Genomic DNA, 19,457 nt, shown 5'->3' with positions numbered 1-19,457 from the left:
AGGCAGAACCGGATCAGGCCGGGACGGCCTTCTCCCGTTTGCGCTGCACCGAAGATGGTATCCGCAGCGCGTCCCGGTATTTGGCCACGGTCCGGCGGGCGATGTCCACGCCTTCCGTGCGCAAACGCTCGACGATCGCGTCATCGGACAGGATGTCGGCCGGTTGTTCCGCATCGACCATGGCCTTGATGCGGTGGCGCACCGCTTCGGCGCTCACGGATTCGCCGCCGGCGGTGCCGGCGATGGCGGTGGTGAAGAAATACTTGAGCTCGAAGGTCCCGCGCGGCGTCGCGATCGCCTTGTTGGAGGTGACGCGGGAGACGGTGCTTTCGTGCATCCCCACCTCCTCGGCCACATCGCGCAGGATCAGGGGGCGCAGATGCGCGACGCCGTGGCGGAAGAAGCCATCCTGCCGTCGCACGATCTCCGCGGCGACCTTGAGGATGGTGTTGGCGCGCTGCTCCAGCGACTTCACGAGCCAGGATGCGGTCTGGAAGCGCTCGGCCAGCCAGGCCTTCTCGTCGCGGTTCTTGGCACCGACGATGGCGCGGGCGTGGAAGCCGCGGTTGATCAGCACGCGCGGCAGGGTCTCGGGGTTCAGCTCGACGATCCAGTCCTCGCCCGGGCCGCGGCGCATCAGCACGTCGGGGATCAGGGTGAGGGCCGGCGGGGCGTCGAAGGACGCGCCGGGCTTGGGGTCGAGCCGCTTCAGCTCGGCCACCATCTCGGCCATGTCCTCAGCATCCACGCCACAGATGCGCTGCAGACCGCGCAGGTCGCGTCGGGCAAGGAGTTCCAGGTTGTCGAGCAGCGCGGCCATGGCCGGGTCGAAGCGGTTGCGGTCCTGCAACTGGACCATCAGGCATTCGCGCAGATCGGCGCAGAACATCCCCACCGGATCGAAGCGCTGCATGCCTCGGCGTACCGCGGCGACGAGCGCCTCCTCGCAGCCCAGCGCGGTGGCGATGGTCGCGTCGGGGATGGCCAGCCGCCCCGCGCCGTCGACCAGCGCCAGCAGGTTTGCCGCGATCATGCGCTCGACGGGCGTGGTGAAGGTCAGGCGGACCTGCTCGCCGATATGCTCGCGCAGGTTCTTCTCCGGCGCGGCCATGGCCTCGATGCCGGACAGGTCGTCCTCGAAATCGGACCGGCCGCCGCGCCCGATGGGCGGCGTGCCGCTGTCATAGACATTGTCCCATTCGGCATCGAGCGGCGCGGCATTCTCGCTTGGCAGCACGTCGGAGGACGCGGCCGCGGCGGCGTCCGGCACTTCCGGCGCCGCCGGCAGCGGGTCCCTCGTCCGGCCGGCATCGGGGCCCGGCGGCTCGCGGTCGTCACGCTCCAGCAGCGGGTTGCGTTCCAGCTCCTCCTCGACGAAGGCGGTGACCTCGAGATTGGAGGATTGCAGAAGCTTGATGGCCTGCCGCAGCTGCGGCGTCATCACGAGCTGCTGCGAATGGCGCAGGTCCAGCCGCGGCGCGAGCGACATTATCCGTTGCCCCCGGCCACGGGCGCGTGCCGTGGCGTGAGTGCGTGGGCGGCGGCGGATGACACGGCGCGCAAGCTAAAGACTGAACCTTTCGCCCAGGTAGACACGGCGCACGCCCTCATGCGCGACGATGTCGCGCGGGTTGCCCTCCATCAGCACCTGGCCGTCATGCAGGATGTAGGCGCGGTCGATGATCTCCAGCGTCTCGCGGACATTGTGGTCGGTGATCAGCACGCCGATGCCGCGGTCCTTGAGGTGCTTTACCAGGTCGCGGATCTCGCCGACCGCGATCGGGTCGATGCCCGCGAGCGGTTCGTCGAGCAGGATGTAGGAGGGGTGCGTGGCGAGCGCGCGGGCGATCTCGCAGCGCCGCCGCTCGCCGCCCGACAGGGCGAGTGCGGGCGCCCGGCGCAGATGGGAGATGCCGAATTCGGCGAGCAGCGCATCGAGCATCTGCTCCCGCCGGTCGCGGATCGGTTCCACGACTTCCAGCGCGGCGCGGATGTTGTCCTCGACATTGAGGCCGCGGAAGATCGAGGCCTCCTGCGGCAGGTAGCCGAGGCCGAGGCGCGCGCGCCGGTACATGGGCAGCGTGGTGACGTCATGCCCGTCCATCGTCACCTGCCCCTCGTCGGGCTGGACGAGGCCGGTGATCATGTAGAAGGTCGTGGTCTTGCCGGCACCGTTCGGGCCGAGCAGCCCCACGGCCTCCCCCCGCTTCACCGAGATCGAGACGTTCCGCACCACGGGGCGCTTCTTGTAGCGCTTGCCGAGGCCGCGGGCGACGAGGCCGCCGGCGGCGGCATTGCCTTCCACCACGCGCAGCGCCTCGCTCATCGCGGCCCCTCTGGCTGTGGTGAAGGCTGCTGCTGGTTCTGGGCCGGCTGCTGCTGGCCCTGCTGCGGCACGACGAGGCCCTGCACGCGCGCGCCAGGGGCGGAGACGAGACGGGCAACCCCGGTCTTCATGTTCACGATGGCTTCCTGACCGGTGAGTGTGTTGTCGCCGCGCGTGATACGCACGTCGCCGAGCAGCCGCGCGAGGCCGGTATTCGGGTTGTAGACGCCGCGGTCGCCACGCACGACCTCCTCGGCGGTGCGGATATCGACATTGCCATAGGCCTCCACCCGCTCGATGGAGGAGGGCTGCGGCTCGCCCGGCTGACCGGGCACGGGCGCCGAGGTCACCTGCGCGCGCGGCGGCGGCTGCGGTCGTTGTGCGCCCGGCGCCGCGTTCTCGACGAAGTAGGCGACGAGCGTATCGGCCCGGACGCGCCGGCCGTCATTCGTCACCACCACCGCATTGCCGCGCGCCACCGCCATGCGTCGCTGGGCCCAGTACTCGATGCTGTCGCGAGCGGTCAGCGTGTTGTCGGGTGTGACGAGGCGGAGATTCTGCCCCGTCATCACCATCACCGCCTGGTCCATGTCATAGACCGCGCGGTCGCCCTCGGCCCTGTCGGTCGCCGAGGTGACGACGACATTGCCCTCGGCCTCCAGGCGCCAGATCTCGCCGCCGCCGGCCGGGCCATCCGCCGGGGGACGCGGGGCAGCGGCGGCCTGCTGGCCTCCGCGCGGGCGGTAGCGGGCGATCAGCCGGTCGGCCTCGACCGTCACGCCGCCGCGGGTCGCGCGCGCTTCGCCGCGGGCGACCACCACCTGTTCCTGCTGGCGCCATTCGATGCCGTCGGAGGCGGTGACGTCGATCGGCCCGCCCTGGCTCAGGTCGAGCCCTTGATTCTGCGCAAAGGCCGTCGAGGCGAGCAGCGCCGCCGCCAGGCCGAGGAAGCCGCGTCTCATTGCCCGCCCTCCAACACCGCATGGGCATGGCCGGTGAAGATGACGACCTGGCCGCGTTCCGTGAGGCGGAAGCCCTCGCTGGTCAGCGTGCCGAAGGGGCCTTGCGCGGCAACCGGCTTGTCGCCGGAGGCGGACCCTTCCTGAAGCTGGATCTGCGCCGCTGCGGTCACCAGCAGGTTGCCGCCGTCCTGCCAGAGCGTGACCTCGCCCCAGAGGTCGAGCAGATGCCGCCCCTTGTCGAAGCGGCCGGTTTCGGATTCGAGCAGGATCCAGCTCCCGTCGGTCAGCAGGATGTCGGCGCGTGGCCGTTCGAGGTCGACGATGTCCGGATCCTCGGTCTGCGTGGCGGTGGTCGCGGTCACGGTGAAGGGGCGGTTCTGCTCGTCGAGGCCCTGGTAGCGCGGATCGACCACTCGCACCGCATCCGGCGCGGTCTGGATGACGCGGCGGAAGGAGACGCGGGCGCGGTCTTCCATGCGGTCGAGTTCGGGCCAGACGGCAATGCCGACCAGAAGCCCGACGCCGGCAAGCGGCAGCAGCCATTTCGCCACGCGTACGACGAAGCGATGCCGCGCGATCTGCCCGGCGGAAGGCATCCAGCGTTGGCGCGACGGCGGCAGCATGCGGCGGGGGCCGACCGCCCCGGACCCATGCACCGGCACGGCGGCGGCGATGCGCGGCTCCTCCCGACGGGTCATGCGACCCCGGCCCGCAGCAGGTCGTGGATGTGCAGGATGCCGAGCGGGCGCCGCGCCTCATCCACCACGAACAGGGCGGTGATGGATCGCGCATTCATCTCGCGCAGCGCCTCGGCGGCCAGCGTGTCGGGCGTGATGGTGCGCGGTGCGCGGTTCATCACGGAACCGGCGGTGCGGGCGAGCAGGTCCGCCGCGCCCCCGCCATCGAGCGCGCGGCGCAGGTCGCCATCGGTGATGATGCCGACCAGCGCCCCGTCAGGCCCCTGCACGCCGAGGCAGCCGAAGCGCCGTGCCGTCATGGCGACGATGGCGGCATCCATGGTGGTCTCGGGCGGCGCGAGGGGCAGTTCCGCGGCGCCGTGCATCAGGTCGCGCACGCGCGACAGCTTGGCACCGAGCTTCCCGCCCGGATGGAAGACGCGGAAATCGGCGGCGGTGAAGCCGCGCCGGGTGAGCAGCGCTACCGCCAGCGCATCGCCCATCGCCATCTGCATGGTGGTGGAGGTGGTGGGGGCGAGGCCCATCGGGCAGGCCTCGGGTTGCTTCGGCAGGATCAACGGGATGTCGGCGGCGCGGCCGAGGGCGCTTTCCTCGCGGCTGGTAATGCCGATGAGCGGCAGGCCGAAGCGCTTGGCGTGATTCACCAGATCGGCAAGTTCCGGCGCGTCGCCCGAATTGGACAGGGCTAGCACCGCATCGCCGGCGACGATCATGCCGAGATCGCCATGCGAGGCCTCGGCCGGATGGACGAAGAGCGCCGGCGTGCCGGTGGAGGCGAGGGTCGCGGCGATCTTGCGCGCGACATGGCCCGACTTGCCCATGCCGGTGACCGCGACGCGGCCGGAGGTCCCGGCGAGCACCGAGACGGCGCGGGCGAAGCGGTCGTCCAGGCTGGCGGCCAGGGCGGTCAGGGCTTCGGATTCCAGCGCCAGCACGCGGCGGCCGGTCTCGAGGTCGGGATGGGGCAAGGGTGCGTTCACCCTGCCTGTATGGTGCGCCGGCGGCCGGTGGTCAATAAATGCGCAAGTTGGGGAATCAAGAATCGTGCCAAACGGCTGCCGGCCGCACCCGGGCGTTGCGCCGGCGTCGGTCAGTGGGCGAAGATGTCGGGTTCTTCATAGCCCAGCAGGTCGAGCTTCCCGCGCGCCGGCAGGAAGCGGAAGCAGGCCTCGGCGAGGTCGAGCCGCCCCTCCCGCTTCAGCAGCCCTTCGAGCTTCGCCCAGAGCGCATGCAGGTGCAGCACGTCCGAGGCGGCATAGGCGAGCTGTTCGGGCGACAATTCCGGCGCGCCCCAGTCCGAGGTCTGCTGCTGCTTCGACAGGTCGACGCCGAGCAGTTCCCGGCACAGATCCTTCAGCCCGTGGCGGTCGGTGAAGGTGCGCACCAGCTTGGCCGCGACCTTGGTGCAGATGACCGGGGCCACGGTGACGCCGAGATACTGGTACAGTGCCGCGACGTCGAAGCGGGCGAAGTGGAACAGCTTGGTCACCGCCGGGTCGGCCAGCAGCTTCCTCAGGTTCGGCGCGGCATAGCCCTGCCCGCCGAGCGACTGGGGGATGAGCTGCACCAGATGCGCCGACCCGTCGCCCGAGGAGAGCTGCACCAGGCACAGCCGGTCGCGATGGGGGTTGAGGCCCATCGTCTCGGTGTCGATGGCGACGACGCGGCCGAGGTCGAGCCCGTCCGGCAGGTCGTTGCGGTGCAGCCGGATGGTCACGCCGGCATGGGTAAACAGGGTGGTGCCCACAGGGATCGCCGAGCCTCGTCTGGTCGTGGTGCCCAGGAAGGCGGTCCGGACAGCGGGCTGGAACAGAGCCTTGCGGCGCGGCGGGACGATCCTGAACCCCAGGGATTCCGTCGGGCTCTTACGGCGGGCGCCGCAGCCGCGCAAGCCGGGCCGTCGCCGGCATGGCTTCCGGAAACGCGGCACGCCGTGCGTGGAAGCCTTCCGGTCGGGCAGGGGCAGATCATGCGGCCACCCTGCGGGTTCCCCGCGTGCCGGACAGGAGGATCGCGCATGACCCTGGTGAATTGTCTGCTCGTCATGGCCGGCGGCGCCGGCGGCACCCTGGCGCGCTACCTCGTCTCGATGCTGGCCGAGCCGATCAGCCGCACCCTGCCCTGGGGCACGATGCTCATCAACATCACGGGATCATTCGCCATCGCGTTCTTCGGGATGCTGACGCTGGCCGGCGGGCGCTTTCCCGCACCGGATTCCGTGAGGGTCTTCGTCACGGTCGGCCTGTGCGGCGGCTTCACCACCTTCTCGACCTTCAGCGTCCAGGCGGTGGAACTGCTGCACGGCGGGGCCATGGCCCGCGCCATGGTCAATATCGCGGTGACCGTCACGCTGTGCATCGGGGCCGCCGCTTTCGGGCAAGCGCTGGCCATGCGCATCAACGGCAACGGCGTCCCCGGCGTGGAGCGCCCCGCGCCCCGCCTGGCCGAGGCGCCGGGGCATCGCATGGTGGAAGCCGGGACGTTGCCGCCCGTCGCATGATCCGCGGCGTCAGCCGCGCACGATCAGACGGTTGGTGTAGGCGTCGAGGGCGGGGGTGCCGGGCCGCCTCACGGGGTTGTAGTCGAAGCACTGGATGGGCAGGACCGAGAACTGGGCCTGGAGGATCAGGCGCGGTTCGCGTTTCGGCACCACGCCGCGATGGATCCCCGCCATGTCGCCGACGAAGCTGGTGCCGGATGGCCCCATGACGGACAGGATGCTGTCCTGCCCGAACCGGTCGGTCAGTCCGTCCTCGGTGAACCGCGCATTCCGCAGCGTCGCGCGGGTCCTGTGCGACCCGCGGACATAGGCATGCGGACCGGATGTCGGGCAGACATCGGTCAGGTAGGTGAACACCTTGATGGTGCGCCAGTCGTCGCAGTCGCGATGCCACGTCTGCACATCCTCCCGCCCGACGGCGTTCGGGAAGGACCAGCGCACGCCAAGGCTCGACAGCGTCGGCTTGCAGCCGAGATAGGCCGCGGCGAGGCTCAGCAGCTCGGGGTCGTTCACCGCCTCGAGCAGATGCGGGCAGTCGACGATGGTCTGCAGGTCATAGGCCGCGCTGCGCGTGCCGGCAGGGATCTCCGCGAGAGGTGCCTGCCGCCCGCCCGGCAGCGTGACGGGCGCGTTGTGGAAGTAGTCCTGCACGCTGCGCAGGGTTTCCTCGCTGAACAACGGGGCGAGCATCGCGATGCCGCGGCCGCGCAGCTCCCCCAATTCCCTCTGGCGGGAGGGGCGTGTCGGGCCCGCGCCGTGACGGCTGCGAATGACGAGAGCGATGCCCCCGGTGACCGCGCGGCGCAGGGGCGTGGGCGTGACCACGCGCTGGGCGTAGTAGGCAAGCGCCCGGCCCAGCCGGAACCCGGGCAGCCGGGGATTGATCTGCGCATAGGCTATCATGGGCGTCGTCTCGCGGCCGGCATGAGGGGGGCCTCCCGATGCGATGCCGCTTGGCCCTCTCGTCGATCCGTCCGCACGAACCTGGAAAGGGAGTTGCGGCTGAAACGCAATTTCAAGGTTCGGCCATGGCGCTAAGGCAGGTCAAATTACTAGTACGTAATGATACGATATTGATACAGATTCTGCCATCACGGGGGGGCGCCCGAAGGGCGCCCGCGGCCAATGCCCGGCTTAGTGGCGATGAACCACCGCCGCCGCCGGACGCATCCGGCGAGATTCTACTGTCCGGATGCTTGCCGTGGTGCCCAGGAAAGGACTCGAACCTTCACAGCCTTGCGGCCACAGGTACCTGAAACCTGCGCGTCTACCAATTCCGCCACCTGGGCAAGGGGGCCGGCGCCTCGCGGCGAGGCCGGGCGTTTACGCGGGGTCGCGCGGGGCGTCAAGCGGGGGTGTGGTTGCGGCATCGCCTCGGCCCGGCCCATATGGGGTCCGGGTGGCGCGGAACGGCGGTTCTGCCTGGGTTTCAGCGGGAGGCGAGGATGATCGGCAGCGGTGTCGCAACGGTCTTCGGGGGCGCGGGATTTATCGGGCGGCAGATCGTGCAACGCCTCGCGCGGCAGGGCTACACGGTGCGAATCGCCGCCCGCGATACGGAGCGGTCGGCGCGGCTTCGCCCGCTCGGCGATGTCGGCCAGGTCGAGCCGGTCGCGGCGTCCGTGACCGACGATGCCTCGGTGGCGCGCGCCGTGGCCGGGGCCGATGTGGTGGTGAACCTGGTCGGCATCCTCTTCGAGCGGAAGCGCGGTGACTTCGAGCGCATCCACGCCGAGGGCGCCGGCCGCGTCGCCCGCGCAGCCGCCGCGGCCGGGGTGCGGCGGCTGGTGCAGATCTCCGCCCTCGGGGCGGACCCGGACAGCCCGAGCCTCTATGCCCGCACCAAGGCGGCCGGCGAGGCGGCGGTGCGCGAGGCCTTCCCCGACGCGACCATCCTGCGCCCGTCAGTGGTGTTCGGGCCGGACGACCAGTTCTTCAACCGCTTCGCCGGTCTCGCCGTGCTGCTGCCCGTCATGCCGGTGATCGAGGGCGCGACGCGCTTCCAACCCGTCTATGTCGGCGATGTCGCGGATGCGGTGATGGCGGCCATCGACCGCGGCGATGCGACGGGCCGGACCTACGAACTCGGCGGCCCGCGTGTGATGACGATGCGGGACGTGCTCGAATTCGTGCTGGAGCACACCCATCGCCGCCGCCCGCTCGTGACGGTGCCGCATGGGCTGGCGGCCTTCCAGGCGCGGCTCGGCGAATGCCTGCCGACGCCGCCGCTGACGCGGGACCAGCTCAGCCTGCTGGCGCGGGACAATGTGGTGTCGCCGCAGGCTGCGGGGCTGGAGGCGCTGGGCGTCGCCCCCAAGGCGGCGGAGGCGATCGTGCCGGCCTATCTGGCCCGGTTCCGGCAGGCTGGGCGGCGGCGCGCGCCGGCATAGGTCCAAATCGGACCTTTATTTCGGTCATCGAAGCGTCGCAATGCCGGCGCGACGCATATTGCGAAGTATTTAGGACACGAAAACTGACCAATCGGCGCAGAAAGGACTCGCGTCGGGATTTTTCATGCCGTATGTGACGCTGAACCGAGGCCGCATGGACCGATCATGCCTGGAGGCATGGCCGCCTACGGCCCGGTGCGCGTCCTGACCTGACGCAAGCCGATGTATGCAAGACCGATGCCGCCGCGGGGGTTCGCATGGCCGAGAAGATGCTCCAGTTCGTTCGCCTGCAGCAGCGTCAGCCCGACAAGCGCGATGCCGCCGCGCGCCGCGCCGATTGGGGCGAGGTCTATCAGCCCTTCGCGCAGGAAGCCGCGTCTTCCCAGGCGTCGCGGTGTTCCCAGTGCGGCGTGCCCTTCTGCCAGGTACATTGCCCGCTGAACAACAACATCCCCGACTGGCTGAAGCTGACCGCCGAGGGCCGCGTCGAGGAAGCCTATGAGATCGCCGCGGCGACCAACACCTTCCCCGAGATCTGCGGCCGCGTCTGCCCGCAGGATCGGCTCTGCGAAGGCAATTGCGTCATCGAGAAGGGCTTCGATTCCGTCACCATCGGCGCGGTCGAGAAGTACATCACCGACACCGCCTGGGAAAAAGGCTGGGTCAAGCCGCCCAGGCCGGTGAAGGAACGCGCGCAGAGCGTCGGCATCATCGGCGCCGGCCCCGCCGGCATGGCGGCGGCCGAACGGCTGCGGACCATGGGTTATCAGGTCACGGTCTATGACCGACATGACCGCGCCGGCGGGCTGATGATCTACGGCATCCCGAACTTCAAGCTGGAGAAGGACATCGTCCTGCGCCGGCAGAAGCAGTACGAGGATGGCGGCATCACGTTCCGGCTGAACGTCGCGGTCGGCCAGGACATCCCCCTGTCCGAGCTGCGTGCGCAGCACGCCGCGGTGCTGGTCGCGACCGGCGTGTACAAGGCGCGCGACATCACCAATCCGGGCGGCGATCTCGCCGGCGTGGTGCCCGCGCTCGACTACCTCATCGCGTCCAACCGCAAGGGCCTGGGCGACATGGTGCCCGACTTCGACAGCGGCGCGCTGGATGCTGCGGGCAAGCATGTGGTCGTCGTCGGCGGCGGCGACACCGCGATGGACTGCGTGCGCACAGCGGTGCGCCAGGGCGCGGCCTCGGTCACCTGCCTCTATCGCCGCGACAAGGCGAACATGCCGGGGTCGATGCGCGAGGTGAAGAACGCCGAGGAAGAAGGCGTGGTCTTCGAATGGCTCGGCGCGCCCGAATCCTTCTTTGGCGAGGGCAAGGTCGAAGGCGTGCGCGCCCAGCGCATGCATCTCGGCCTGCCGGACGCGACGGGGCGCCAGCAGATCGAACCCATCCCCGGCGCGCTGTTCAACCTCCAGGCCGATCTGGTGATCAAGGCGCTCGGCTTCGACCCCGAGGATCTGCCCCAGGCCTTCGACGAGCCCGCGCTGTCCGTCACGCGCTGGGGCACGCTGAAGGTCGACTACCGCACCATGATGACGGCGCTGCCCGGCGTCTTCGCGGCGGGCGACATCGTGCGCGGCGCCTCGCTGGTCGTGTGGGGCATCCGCGACGGGCGCGACGTTGCCGACCAGATCCACAGCTACATCCAGGCCCAGGGGGAGACCCCGGCCATCGCGGCGGAGTGAAGCCACCATGTCGCACAGCGAATCCGGTTCCGAATTCACCGAATCCTTCCTGCGGGGCCGCGAGGCCCTGGAATCCGCCGCGCATCTCGACCTGACCGAGCACGACGCCTGTGGCGTCGGCCTGGTCGCCGCGCTGGACGGCAAGCCGTCGCGCGAGGTCGTGCAGGCTGGCATCGACGCGCTGAAGGCGGTCTGGCACCGCGGCGCGGTCGATGCGGACGGCAAGACCGGCGACGGTGCCGGCATCCATATCGAGATCCCGCAGGACTTCTTCGCGGAAGTCGTGCAGCGCGGCGGCGACCGCGTCCGCCCCGGCCGCATCGCGGTCGGCATGGTCTTCCTGCCCAAGACCGATCTCGGCGCGCAGGAACGCTGCCGCCAGATCATCGAGACCGAGATCCTGTCCGGCGGCTACCTGATCTATGGCTGGCGCCAGGTGCCGATCAACGTCGCCGTCATCGGCGAGAAGGCGAACGCGACCCGCCCCGAGATTGAGCAGATCCTGATCTGGGATCCCGAGGAACGCGACATCGCGACCGCCGAGCGCGACATGTACGTCATCCGCCGGCGCATCGAAAAGCAGGCCATCGCGGCGCAGATCCCCGAGCTCTATCTCTGCTCGCTGTCCACGCGCTCGGTCATCTACAAGGGCATGTTCCTTGCCGAGAGCCTGACCGAATTCTACCCGGATCTGCTCGATGCGCGCTTCATCTCGCGCTTCGCAATCTACCACCAGCGCTACAGCACCAACACATTCCCGACCTGGCGCCTGGCGCAGCCCTTCCGCATGCTCGCCCATAACGGCGAGATCAACACGCTGCATGGCAACGCCAACTGGATGAAGAGCCACGAGACGCGGCTCGCCCATCCGCTGCTCGACGCGCATATGGACGACCTCAAGCCCATCGTGCAGGCGGGCGGGTCGGACACCGCGACGCTCGACAATGTCTTCGAACTGCTGGTCCGCGGCGGGCGCGACGCCCCCATGGCCAAGGCGCTGCTGATCCCCGAAAGCGTCGGCAACAACGCGACCATGCCGGAGAGCCATCGCGAGCTCTTCATGTACTGCAACGCCGTGATGGAACCCTGGGACGGCCCGGCCGCGATCGCCGCGACGGATGGCCGCTGGGTGGTCGGCGGCCTGGACCGCAACGGTCTGCGCCCGATGCGCTACACCATCACCGATGGCGGGCTGCTGATCGTCGGCTCCGAGACCGGCATGGTGAAGGTGGCCGAGGATCGCGTGATCCGGAAGGGCCGCGTCGGCCCCGGCCAGTGCATCGCCGTCGACCTGGAGGAGGCGCGCTTCTACGAGGACGCCGCGCTGAAGGACCTGCTTGCCGCCCGCAAGCCCTTCGGCAAGTGGACCGCGCTCACCACCCGCATCGACGAGATCGTCAAGGCGGAAGCCGACGAACGGGCCCATTTCGGTATCGAGGAACTGCGCCGCCGCCAGCTCGCCATGGGCTACACGCTCGAAGAGCTGGAGCAAATCCTGCACCCGATGGCCGAGGACGCTGCCGAGGCGATCGGGTCGATGGGCGACGACACGCCGATCGCGGTGCTGTCCAACCAGTATCGCGGCCTGCACCACTATTTCCGCCAGACCTTCAGCCAGGTGACCAACCCGCCCATCGACTCGCTGCGCGAGACGCGGGTGATGACGCTGAAGACGCGGCTCGGGAATCTCGGGAACATCCTCGAGGAGGATCCGGCGCAGTGCGACATGCTGATGCTGGAAAGCCCGGTGCTGTCCAACGCGCAGTTCGAGGCCATGCGCCACTACATGGGCAGCACGGTCTGTTCGGTGGACTGCACCTGGCCGACGAAGGAAGGCGAGCACGGGTTGCGCCGTGCCGTGGAGCGCATCCGCCGCGAGGCGGAGGAAGGCGTCCGTTCCGGCTGTGCCCACGTCATCCTGACCGATGAGGCGCAGGGCTTCGACCGCGCCGCGATGCCGATGATCCTCGCCGTCGGCGCGGTGCAGACGCATCTGATCAAGCACGGGCTGCGCACCTTCACCTCACTGAACGTCCGCGCCGCCGAGTGCATGGACGTGCACTACTTCGCCGTGCTGATCGGCGCGGGCGCGACGACCGTGAACGCCTATCTGGCGCAGGAGAGCATCGCCGACCGCCATCGCCGCGGCCTGTTCGGCAATGTCGGCCTGGGCGATGCGGTCGCGAAGTACAAGAAGGCGGTGGACAAGGGCCTGCTGAAGGTCATGTCCAAGATGGGCATCGGCGTGCTGTCGTCGTATCGCGGCGGCATGAACTTCGAGGCCATCGGCCTCTCCCGCGCCCTGATCGCCGAGTTCTTCCCCGGCACGCCGTCGCGCATCTCGGGCATCGGCCTGTCGGGCATCGCGCGGCGCGTGCTTGCCCTGCACGACAAGGCGTGGACCGAGGGCGCGGTCGCGCTGCCGGTCGGCGGGCTCTACAAGCTGCGCCGGCGCGGTGAGACCCATGCGTTCGACGGCAGCCTGATCCACACGCTGCAGAAGGCGGTGGAGACCGACAGCTACCAGACCTTCAAGCGCTACTCGGACGCGGTGCGGAAGCTGCCCCCCGTGGCGCTGCGCGACCTGCTCGACTTCCGCCTGGAAGGCCGCACCCCGGTCGCGATCGAGGAAGTCGAGAGCATCACCGAGATCCGCAAGCGCCTGGTCGCACCCGGCATCTCGCTCGGTGCGCTCAGCCCCGAGGCGCATGAGACGCTGTCGATCGCGATGAACCGCATCGGCGCGAAGTCCGACAGCGGCGAGGGCGGCGAAGACCCGTCGCGGGCCAAGCCGCGGGCCAATGGCGACAACGCGAACTCCGCGATCAAGCAGATCGCGAGCGGCCGCTTCGGCGTGACCGCCGAGTATCTCAACAATTGCCGCGAGATCGAGATCAAGGTCGCCCAGGGTGCAAAGCCCGGCGAGGGTGGTCAGCTTCCGGGTTTCAAGGTGACCGGCCTGATCGCGAAGCTGCGCCACTCCACGCCCGGCGTGACGCTGATCTCCCCGCCGCCGCATCACGACATCTATTCGATCGAGGATCTCGCGCAGCTCATCTACGACCTCAAGCAGATCAACCCGGATGCGTCGGTCTGCGTGAAGCTGGTCAGCCGGTCGGGCATCGGCACCATTGCGGCCGGTGTCGCGAAGGCGAAGGCGGATGCGATCCTGGTCTCCGGCCATTCCGGGGGTACGGGTGCCTCCCCGCAATCGTCGATCAAGTATGCCGGCCTGCCCTGGGAGATGGGGCTGTCCGAGACGCACCAGGTGCTGCAGCTCAACCGGCTGCGGCATCGGGTGAAGCTGCGCACCGATGGCGGGCTCAAGACCGGGCGCGACGTGGTGATCGCGGCGATGCTCGGCGCCGAGGAATTCGGCATCGGCACCGCCTCCCTGGTGGCGATGGGCTGCATCATGGTGCGCCAGTGCCATTCCAACACCTGCCCGGTGGGCGTCTGCGTGCAGGACGAAGCGCTGCGCCAGAAGTTCACCGGCACGCCGGAGAAGGTCATCAACCTCTTCTCCTTCGTGGCGGAGGAGGTGCGCGAGATCCTGGCCTCGCTCGGCGTGCGCAAGCTGACCGACATCATCGGCCGCACCGATCTGCTCCAGCAGGTCAGCCGCGGGTCGGAGGATCTCGACGACCTCGACCTCAACCCGCTGCTCGTGCAGGCCGATGCCGGCCCGCATGCCTCCTACTGGACCATGGATGGCCGCAACGAGGTGCCGGAGACGTTGGATGCGGAGATGATCCGCGACGCCGACGCGCTGTTCCGCCACGGCGAGAAGATGCAGCTCCAGTACAATATCCGGAACACGCATCGCGCCATCGGCACCAAGGTGTCGTCCCGCATCACGCGGCAATACGGCATGTCGGGCCTCCAGCCCGGCCACCTGACCGTGCGGCTGCGTGGCACGGCGGGCCAGTCGCTCGGCGCCTTCGCGGTGCGCGGTCTGAAGCTCGAGGTCTTCGGGGACGCCAACGACTATGTCGGCAAGGGGCTGTCAGGGGCTTCGATCGTGGTGCGCCCCGCACCCTCCTCGCCGCTGGTCTGGAACGAGAACACCATCATCGGCAACACCTGCCTCTACGGTGCGACGGCCGGCGAATTGTTCGCGGCCGGCCAGGCGGGCGAACGCTTCGCGGTGCGCAATTCCGGCGCGACTGCGGTGGTGGAAGGCTGCGGTGCGAATGGCTGCGAGTACATGACCGGTGGCACCGTCGCGATCCTTGGCGCGGTGGGCGACAATTTCGGCGCCGGCTTCACCGGCGGCCACGCCTTCGTCTATGACGCCGACGATACCTTTGGCCTGCGCATCAACCCCGAGACCCTGCTGTGGGACCGCCTTGCGCATCCGCACTGGGAAAGCGTGCTGTGCGACCTGATCGCCCGGCACGTCGCGGAGACCGGCAGCCGCTTCGCCGCCCGCCTGCTGAACGAATGGGCGGTGGAACGGCAGCGCTTCTGGCACGTCGTGCCGAAGGAATACGCGAAGTACCTGCCGGTGCCGATGTCCGAGGCGCGTGCCGCAGCGGAATGATCTGCGTTACGGCCCGGTGAAGTGATTCATCGGGCTGTGACCCGGCTTCTTCCGTTTCGATGACTGCGGGGTAATCTGCTCCTCGTCCGATGCGCGCCGCCGCCGCATCGCAGGAGGGGAAAGATCACCATGCGCCGTTTCATCCTGACCCTCGGGGCCCTGCTGGCCCTGGCCGTTCCGGCCTCTGCACAGCAGGTCCAGAACCTCGCCGCCATCAATGGTTGGGTCGCCTATATCGCGCAGAGCAATGCCGGTCCGCTTTGCGGCATGGGCACCGAGGCCAATTCGGTCGGCCGCTTCTTCTGGATCAAGCTCGAACGGCTGAACGGTGACCTGCATGGCTTCATCCAGGTGGGCGACCGGGCCTGGAATGTCCGCCAGGGTGCGACAGGCCGCATCGTCGTCGGCATCGACCGCCAGCGCGCCGAGCTCAACTACACCGGGACCAACCGGCCCGACATGATCGAGGCGTCCTACCGCGGGGCCTTCCGCAACTTCATCAATTTCGTCGAGGCCTTCGCCGGCGGCTACCGCATGCAGGTGAGCTTCCCTGGCGAGGACGTCGCGCCCTGGTCGGCCGACCTGCGCGGCACCCGCGCGGTGACTGAAGCCTTTCTGGCCTGCGCCCGGCGGATCTGACGCGACTCTGGAACCGAGAGGGGTTTCGCCCCTCTCGGGCTCTCCGCTCCAAAGGCCGAGAGGCCTTTGGAGACCCCGGCTTGGCGCCGGGCGCCGCCGACAGGATCGGTGCCGAAGCCCGCTCTTGCGCAGGTCAGGCGCCGCGAGAAGGTTGAGCGCCCGCACCGCACGGCGCCGAGTGACGGTTTCCAAAGGCCTCGGGTCTTTGGCGGGGCAGAGCCCTTCCGATTCCAACAGCAGCGGTGCTTCACAAGCGCCTTCTGCTCTCCGACGGCGCGTTTCGCGGCAAGGTGTCCGAAAGTTCGGGCCCGGGCCCTGGCCTCCCGGCAGGGCGGGTGGCATAAGCGGCTGATTGTGAGGTTGCTGTTCCACCTTCCCCTCTCGCCCTTTTCCCGCAAGGTGCGGCTCGCCCTGGCCGAGAAGCGCATCCCCTTCGACATGCGCATCGAACGTGTCTGGGAACGGCGCGAGGATTTCCTGACCATGAACCCCGCCTGCACCGTGCCGGTGCTGGTGGAGGACAACGGCCTGACCATCGCGGATTCGACCGCGATCTGCGAATACCTCGATGAGGCCTATCCGGACATGCCGCTGCTCGGTCGGACACTGGCCGAGCGCGTCGAGGTGCGCCGCCTGGTCGCCTGGTTCGACGGCAAGTTCCACGCCGAGGTCGGCGCCAATCTCCACTACGAGAAGCAGATGAAGCGGCTGATGGGCCGCGGCAACCCCGATGCGACGGCAATCCGCGCCGGCTACGCCAATCTGCGCCCGCATCTGGAATATATCGGCTGGCTGGCGGAAACGCGGCCCTGGCTCGCCGGTACCTCGCTGACGCTGGCCGATCTGGCGGCGGCCGCGCATCTCTCGGTGCTGGACTTCATCGGCGACATCGACTGGTCGCTGAACGAATCGGCCAAGGACTGGTATGCGCGAATGAAGTCGCGCCCATCCTTCCGGCCGCTGCTGACGGATCGCGTCAGCGGCGTGACGCCGCCGGCGCACTACGCCGATCTGGATTTCTGACCTGACGCTGGCGGACCGAGAGGGGCGCCGCCCCTCTCGGGCGCACCTTGCCCAAGAGGCGCCCGCCTATCGCCGCGCCGGACCCGCCTCGATCAACGCCAGATTCTGTGCCGCGAGGTCCGCAGCCGCGCTATCCGGCGCGAGTTCGAGCACCCTCTCCCAATCCGTCCGCGCCCCTGCGGCATCGCCCTGCGCCTGGCGGATGATGCCGCGTTCGAGCAGCCCTTCGACATTCTCCGGCTCAAGCCGCAGCGCCTGGGCAACGCTTTCGGCCGCCGGCGCCAGCCGTTCCAGCCGGCGCAGCGCGGAGGCCCGGATGATCCACGCCTCGGCCCGCGATCCGTCGGCCGCGACCACCAGTTCGACGTCGGTCAGCGCGTCGGCCGGGCGGTCCAGAGCGATCGAGGCCATGGCCCGTTCCGTCAGCAGATCCGGATCGGACGGCATCAGCGCGATGGCCAGCGTCAGCGCCGCAAGGGCTTGCTGTGGCTTCCCGGCGGCGATCCAGGCCTCGCCGGCCTGGCCGAACACGGCCGCGCGGGCCGCGATGCCGGCCTGGCTGCGGGAGGCGATGCGTTCCAACTGCTCGGCGGCCCGTTCGGCCTCGCCCAGGTTCAACAGGGCGAGCGCGCCGCAATGGGCCGCGCCCTCGCCGCCGCCCTGCATGGACCAGGTATCGGCGAAGGCGCGCGCACCTTCCGGGTCGTCCTCCAGCATTTCCAGGCAGCGTTCGTATTCCGGCACATCCACCAGACGCGGCGGATCGGGCGGGGTCGGCAACACCTCGTCGCCATCCGCGCCGGCCAGGAACCACCACGCACCCCCTCCTGCCGCGACGAGCATGATCGCGGCGCCTGCCAGCAAGAGGCGAAATGGCGTCATGTGCGCAATCTAGTGTCCGGCGCTCAGCCGTGCCAGATCGTGGCGATGCAGGCAGCCATGCTTCTCGTTCTGGGTCTCGGACATGCCGGCGGCGCGGTGGCGCGCCTCGCACGCGCAGCCGGGTGGGCCGTCGCCGGCACCTCGCGCGCGCCCGACGCGCCAGGCGTGCTTCCCTTCGCCGCGGCGGGCGAGGCGATCCGCGCTGCCACGCACCTTCTGATCACGACGCCACCCACCGAAACCGGCGATCCGGTGCTCGAAGCCCATGCCGCGGCGGTGGAGGCGGCCCTCACTGCGGGCGGGCTGCGCTGGGTCGGCTATGTCTCGACCACCGGCGTCTATGGCGACCGCGCTGGCGCCAGCGTGGACGAGACCGCCGAGCCCACGCCCGCGCAGCCGCGCAGCCGCCGGCGCCTGGCTGCCGAGCAGGCCTGGCGAGACGTCACGATGGGCCGCGTCCCGCTCGACCTGATGCGCGCCGGCGGCATCTACGGTCCCGGTCGCTCCGCCCTGGACGATCTGCGTGCGGGCAAGGCGCGACGCATCGTCCGGCCGGGCCATGTCTTCACCCGCATCCACAGTGACGACATCGCCCAGGCGGCGCTCGCGGCGATGACGCAGGACCGTCCGCCCGTGCCCCGCGTGCTGCATCTGGTCGATGACGAACCGGCGGAGAGCGCCGCTGTCGTCGCATACGCCGCGGCCCTGCTCGGCATGGACCCGCCGCCCGCCATTCCGTTCGAGGACATACGCGCGACCCTGTCGCCGATGGCGCTCTCCTTCTGGTCGGAAAGCCGCCGTGTCACCAACGCCATGACCAAGGCCGCGCTCGGCCTCGCTTGGCGCTACCCGTCCTATCGCGAGGGCCTAGCCGCCATCCTGGCCGAGGAGCGGCGCCAGGGTCTCGCCCAGTAGCGCGAGGTCCTGCGGCCGCGACAGCCGATGGTCGCCGTCCTTGACCAGGTGGATGCGGACATCCTCGGTCGTCAGCGCCGCCGCGATGCGCAGCGCGTGCCGCCAGGGCACGTCGGGGTCGCGCTGCCCCTGCAGGATGCGCACCGGCGCCGCGACCTCCAGCGCCCCGCGCAGCAGCAGGTGATCCCGCCCATCCTCGATCAGCGCGCGCGTGATGGGGTAGGGGTCGCCATACTCGCTCGGCCGGTGCCAGACGCCCTCGCGCAGGATGGTCCCGCGTTCCTCGGCTGAGAACTCATCCCACATCAGATCCTCGGTGAAGTCGGGCGCCGGCGCGATGCCGACCAGCGCATGCAGCGCGACCCGCCGCCGCGCCGCGAGCAGCAGCGCGATCCAGCCGCCCATCGACGATCCGACCAGAAGCTGCGGCCCCTCGGTCAGCGCCGAGATGACCGTCGCGGCATCCTCCGCCCAGCGGCCGATCGTCCCATCGACAAAGCGGCCCTCTGATGCGCCATGCCCCGAATAGTCGAAGCGCAGATAAGGCGTGAGGCGCGCGGCGCACCAGCCGGCGAGGAACTCGGCCTTGCTGCCGGTCATGTCGGAATTGAAGCCACCGAGGAAGACGACCCCGATGCCGTTTCCGGGCTGGTGATCCCAGGCGAGACGGACGCCGTCACCGCGATCGAGCATGCCCTTCATGGCGCGAGGATACAGCGTCGGGCGGCATTGGAGAGAGGCTCTGCCCTTCTCCTGCACCGCGAAGCAGCGCTTCGCGCCCGCCACAGGCCGAAAGCCCGCTGGACACCCTGAATTGGCGCCGCGCGACCATCGTGGACCCGAAGGCGGAGCGCGCGTTGCGCACCGTGCCAAGGAATAACA

General features: G+C 69.5%; 16 protein-coding genes and 1 tRNA gene. 7 read left to right on the top strand and 10 right to left on the bottom strand.

Annotated features, from left to right (window positions below; translation table 11 throughout):
• Positions 1-13: 13 nt before the first annotated feature.
• The 6 genes from rpoN to KPL78_RS09220 all read right to left on the bottom strand — a co-directional run bounded on the left by rpoN (position 14) and on the right by KPL78_RS09220 (position 5,733).
• Positions 14-1,489 carry an RNA polymerase factor sigma-54 gene (gene rpoN / locus KPL78_RS09245; RefSeq protein WP_219762654.1) on the bottom strand — a complete coding sequence of 492 codons (1,476 nt, stop codon included), beginning with the start codon at positions 1,487-1,489 and terminating at the stop codon, positions 14-16.
• 75 nt (positions 1,490-1,564) lie between these two features.
• A complete protein-coding gene (lptB, locus tag KPL78_RS09240; RefSeq protein WP_219762653.1) occupies positions 1,565-2,326 on the bottom strand; it encodes an LPS export ABC transporter ATP-binding protein in 762 nt (253 codons plus the stop codon).
• Complete coding sequence (locus KPL78_RS09235; protein WP_219762652.1) at positions 2,323-3,288, bottom strand: LptA/OstA family protein; 966 nt, start codon at positions 3,286-3,288, stop codon at positions 2,323-2,325. The genes lptB and KPL78_RS09235 overlap by 4 nt, the downstream gene beginning before the upstream one ends.
• Positions 3,285-3,986 (bottom strand): LPS export ABC transporter periplasmic protein LptC, encoded by a 702-nt coding sequence (gene lptC, locus KPL78_RS09230; RefSeq protein WP_255568816.1) that lies wholly within the window; start codon positions 3,984-3,986, stop codon positions 3,285-3,287. Before lptC ends, KPL78_RS09235 begins: the two co-directional genes overlap by 4 nt.
• Positions 3,983-4,954: a KpsF/GutQ family sugar-phosphate isomerase gene (locus KPL78_RS09225; RefSeq protein WP_255568815.1), complete on the bottom strand. Its 972-nt coding sequence runs from the start codon at positions 4,952-4,954 to the stop codon at positions 3,983-3,985. The genes lptC and KPL78_RS09225 overlap by 4 nt, the downstream gene beginning before the upstream one ends.
• Before the next feature lie 122 nt (positions 4,955-5,076).
• Complete coding sequence (locus KPL78_RS09220) at positions 5,077-5,733, bottom strand: ribonuclease D (RefSeq protein WP_219762650.1); 657 nt, start codon at positions 5,731-5,733, stop codon at positions 5,077-5,079.
• A gap of 270 nt (positions 5,734-6,003) precedes the next feature.
• On the opposite strand from KPL78_RS09220, the gene crcB reads away from it, so the two are divergent.
• A complete protein-coding gene (gene crcB / locus KPL78_RS09215) occupies positions 6,004-6,486 on the top strand; it encodes a fluoride efflux transporter CrcB (protein WP_219762649.1) in 483 nt (160 codons plus the stop codon).
• Positions 6,487-6,495: 9 nt separating this feature from the next.
• Here the strand turns inward: crcB and KPL78_RS09210 are convergent, their stop codons facing one another.
• Together KPL78_RS09210 and KPL78_RS09205 are read right to left on the bottom strand one after the other, a co-directional pair.
• On the bottom strand, positions 6,496-7,389 hold the full coding sequence (locus KPL78_RS09210; RefSeq protein ID WP_219762648.1) for a phytanoyl-CoA dioxygenase family protein: 894 nt from the start codon (positions 7,387-7,389) through the stop codon (positions 6,496-6,498).
• A 299-nt stretch (positions 7,390-7,688) separates the two neighbouring features.
• Positions 7,689-7,775: transfer RNA gene (locus tag KPL78_RS09205), tRNA-Leu, on the bottom strand.
• A 156-nt stretch (positions 7,776-7,931) separates the two neighbouring features.
• Between KPL78_RS09205 and KPL78_RS09200 the strand changes: the two genes are divergently transcribed.
• From KPL78_RS09200 to fzlA, 5 genes are all read left to right on the top strand, one after another.
• Positions 7,932-8,876 (top strand): complex I NDUFA9 subunit family protein, encoded by a 945-nt coding sequence (locus KPL78_RS09200; protein WP_219762647.1) that lies wholly within the window; start codon positions 7,932-7,934, stop codon positions 8,874-8,876.
• A 257-nt stretch (positions 8,877-9,133) separates the two neighbouring features.
• The gene (locus KPL78_RS09195; protein ID WP_219762646.1) at positions 9,134-10,573 is read left to right on the top strand and encodes an NAD(P)-dependent oxidoreductase; all 1,440 of its coding nucleotides are present in this window, start codon (positions 9,134-9,136) and stop codon (positions 10,571-10,573) included.
• A 7-nt stretch (positions 10,574-10,580) separates the two neighbouring features.
• Entirely contained in the window at positions 10,581-15,116 is a 4,536-nt protein-coding gene (gltB, locus tag KPL78_RS09190) for a glutamate synthase large subunit (RefSeq protein WP_219762645.1), read from the top strand.
• Positions 15,117-15,245: 129 nt separating this feature from the next.
• On the top strand, positions 15,246-15,755 hold the full coding sequence (locus tag KPL78_RS09185; protein ID WP_219762644.1) for a hypothetical protein: 510 nt from the start codon (positions 15,246-15,248) through the stop codon (positions 15,753-15,755).
• Positions 15,756-16,109: 354 nt separating this feature from the next.
• A complete protein-coding gene (fzlA, locus tag KPL78_RS09180) occupies positions 16,110-16,778 on the top strand; it encodes an FtsZ-binding protein FzlA (protein ID WP_219762643.1) in 669 nt (222 codons plus the stop codon).
• Positions 16,779-16,844: 66 nt separating this feature from the next.
• Here fzlA and KPL78_RS09175 read toward each other — a convergent pair whose 3' ends face one another.
• Positions 16,845-17,660: a tetratricopeptide repeat protein gene (locus KPL78_RS09175; protein ID WP_219762642.1), complete on the bottom strand. Its 816-nt coding sequence runs from the start codon at positions 17,658-17,660 to the stop codon at positions 16,845-16,847.
• Positions 17,661-17,717: 57 nt separating this feature from the next.
• Here KPL78_RS09175 and KPL78_RS09170 point away from each other — a divergent pair, with 57 nt between their 5' ends.
• The gene (locus tag KPL78_RS09170; protein WP_255568813.1) at positions 17,718-18,575 is read left to right on the top strand and encodes a Rossmann-fold NAD(P)-binding domain-containing protein; all 858 of its coding nucleotides are present in this window, start codon (positions 17,718-17,720) and stop codon (positions 18,573-18,575) included.
• Here the strand turns inward: KPL78_RS09170 and KPL78_RS09165 are convergent.
• Entirely contained in the window at positions 18,528-19,277 is a 750-nt protein-coding gene (locus tag KPL78_RS09165; RefSeq protein WP_219762640.1) for an alpha/beta hydrolase, read from the bottom strand. The two genes, KPL78_RS09170 and KPL78_RS09165, sit on opposite strands and share 48 nt — an antisense overlap.
• Positions 19,278-19,457 lie beyond the last annotated feature (180 nt).

The sequence above is a fragment of the Roseomonas alba genome (assembly GCF_019430885.1).
Classification (GTDB): Bacteria; Pseudomonadota; Alphaproteobacteria; order Acetobacterales; family Acetobacteraceae; genus Neoroseomonas; species Neoroseomonas alba.
Note: the sequence above shows the minus strand (reverse complement) of the source record. Positions and strands in the feature narration are given on the sequence as shown.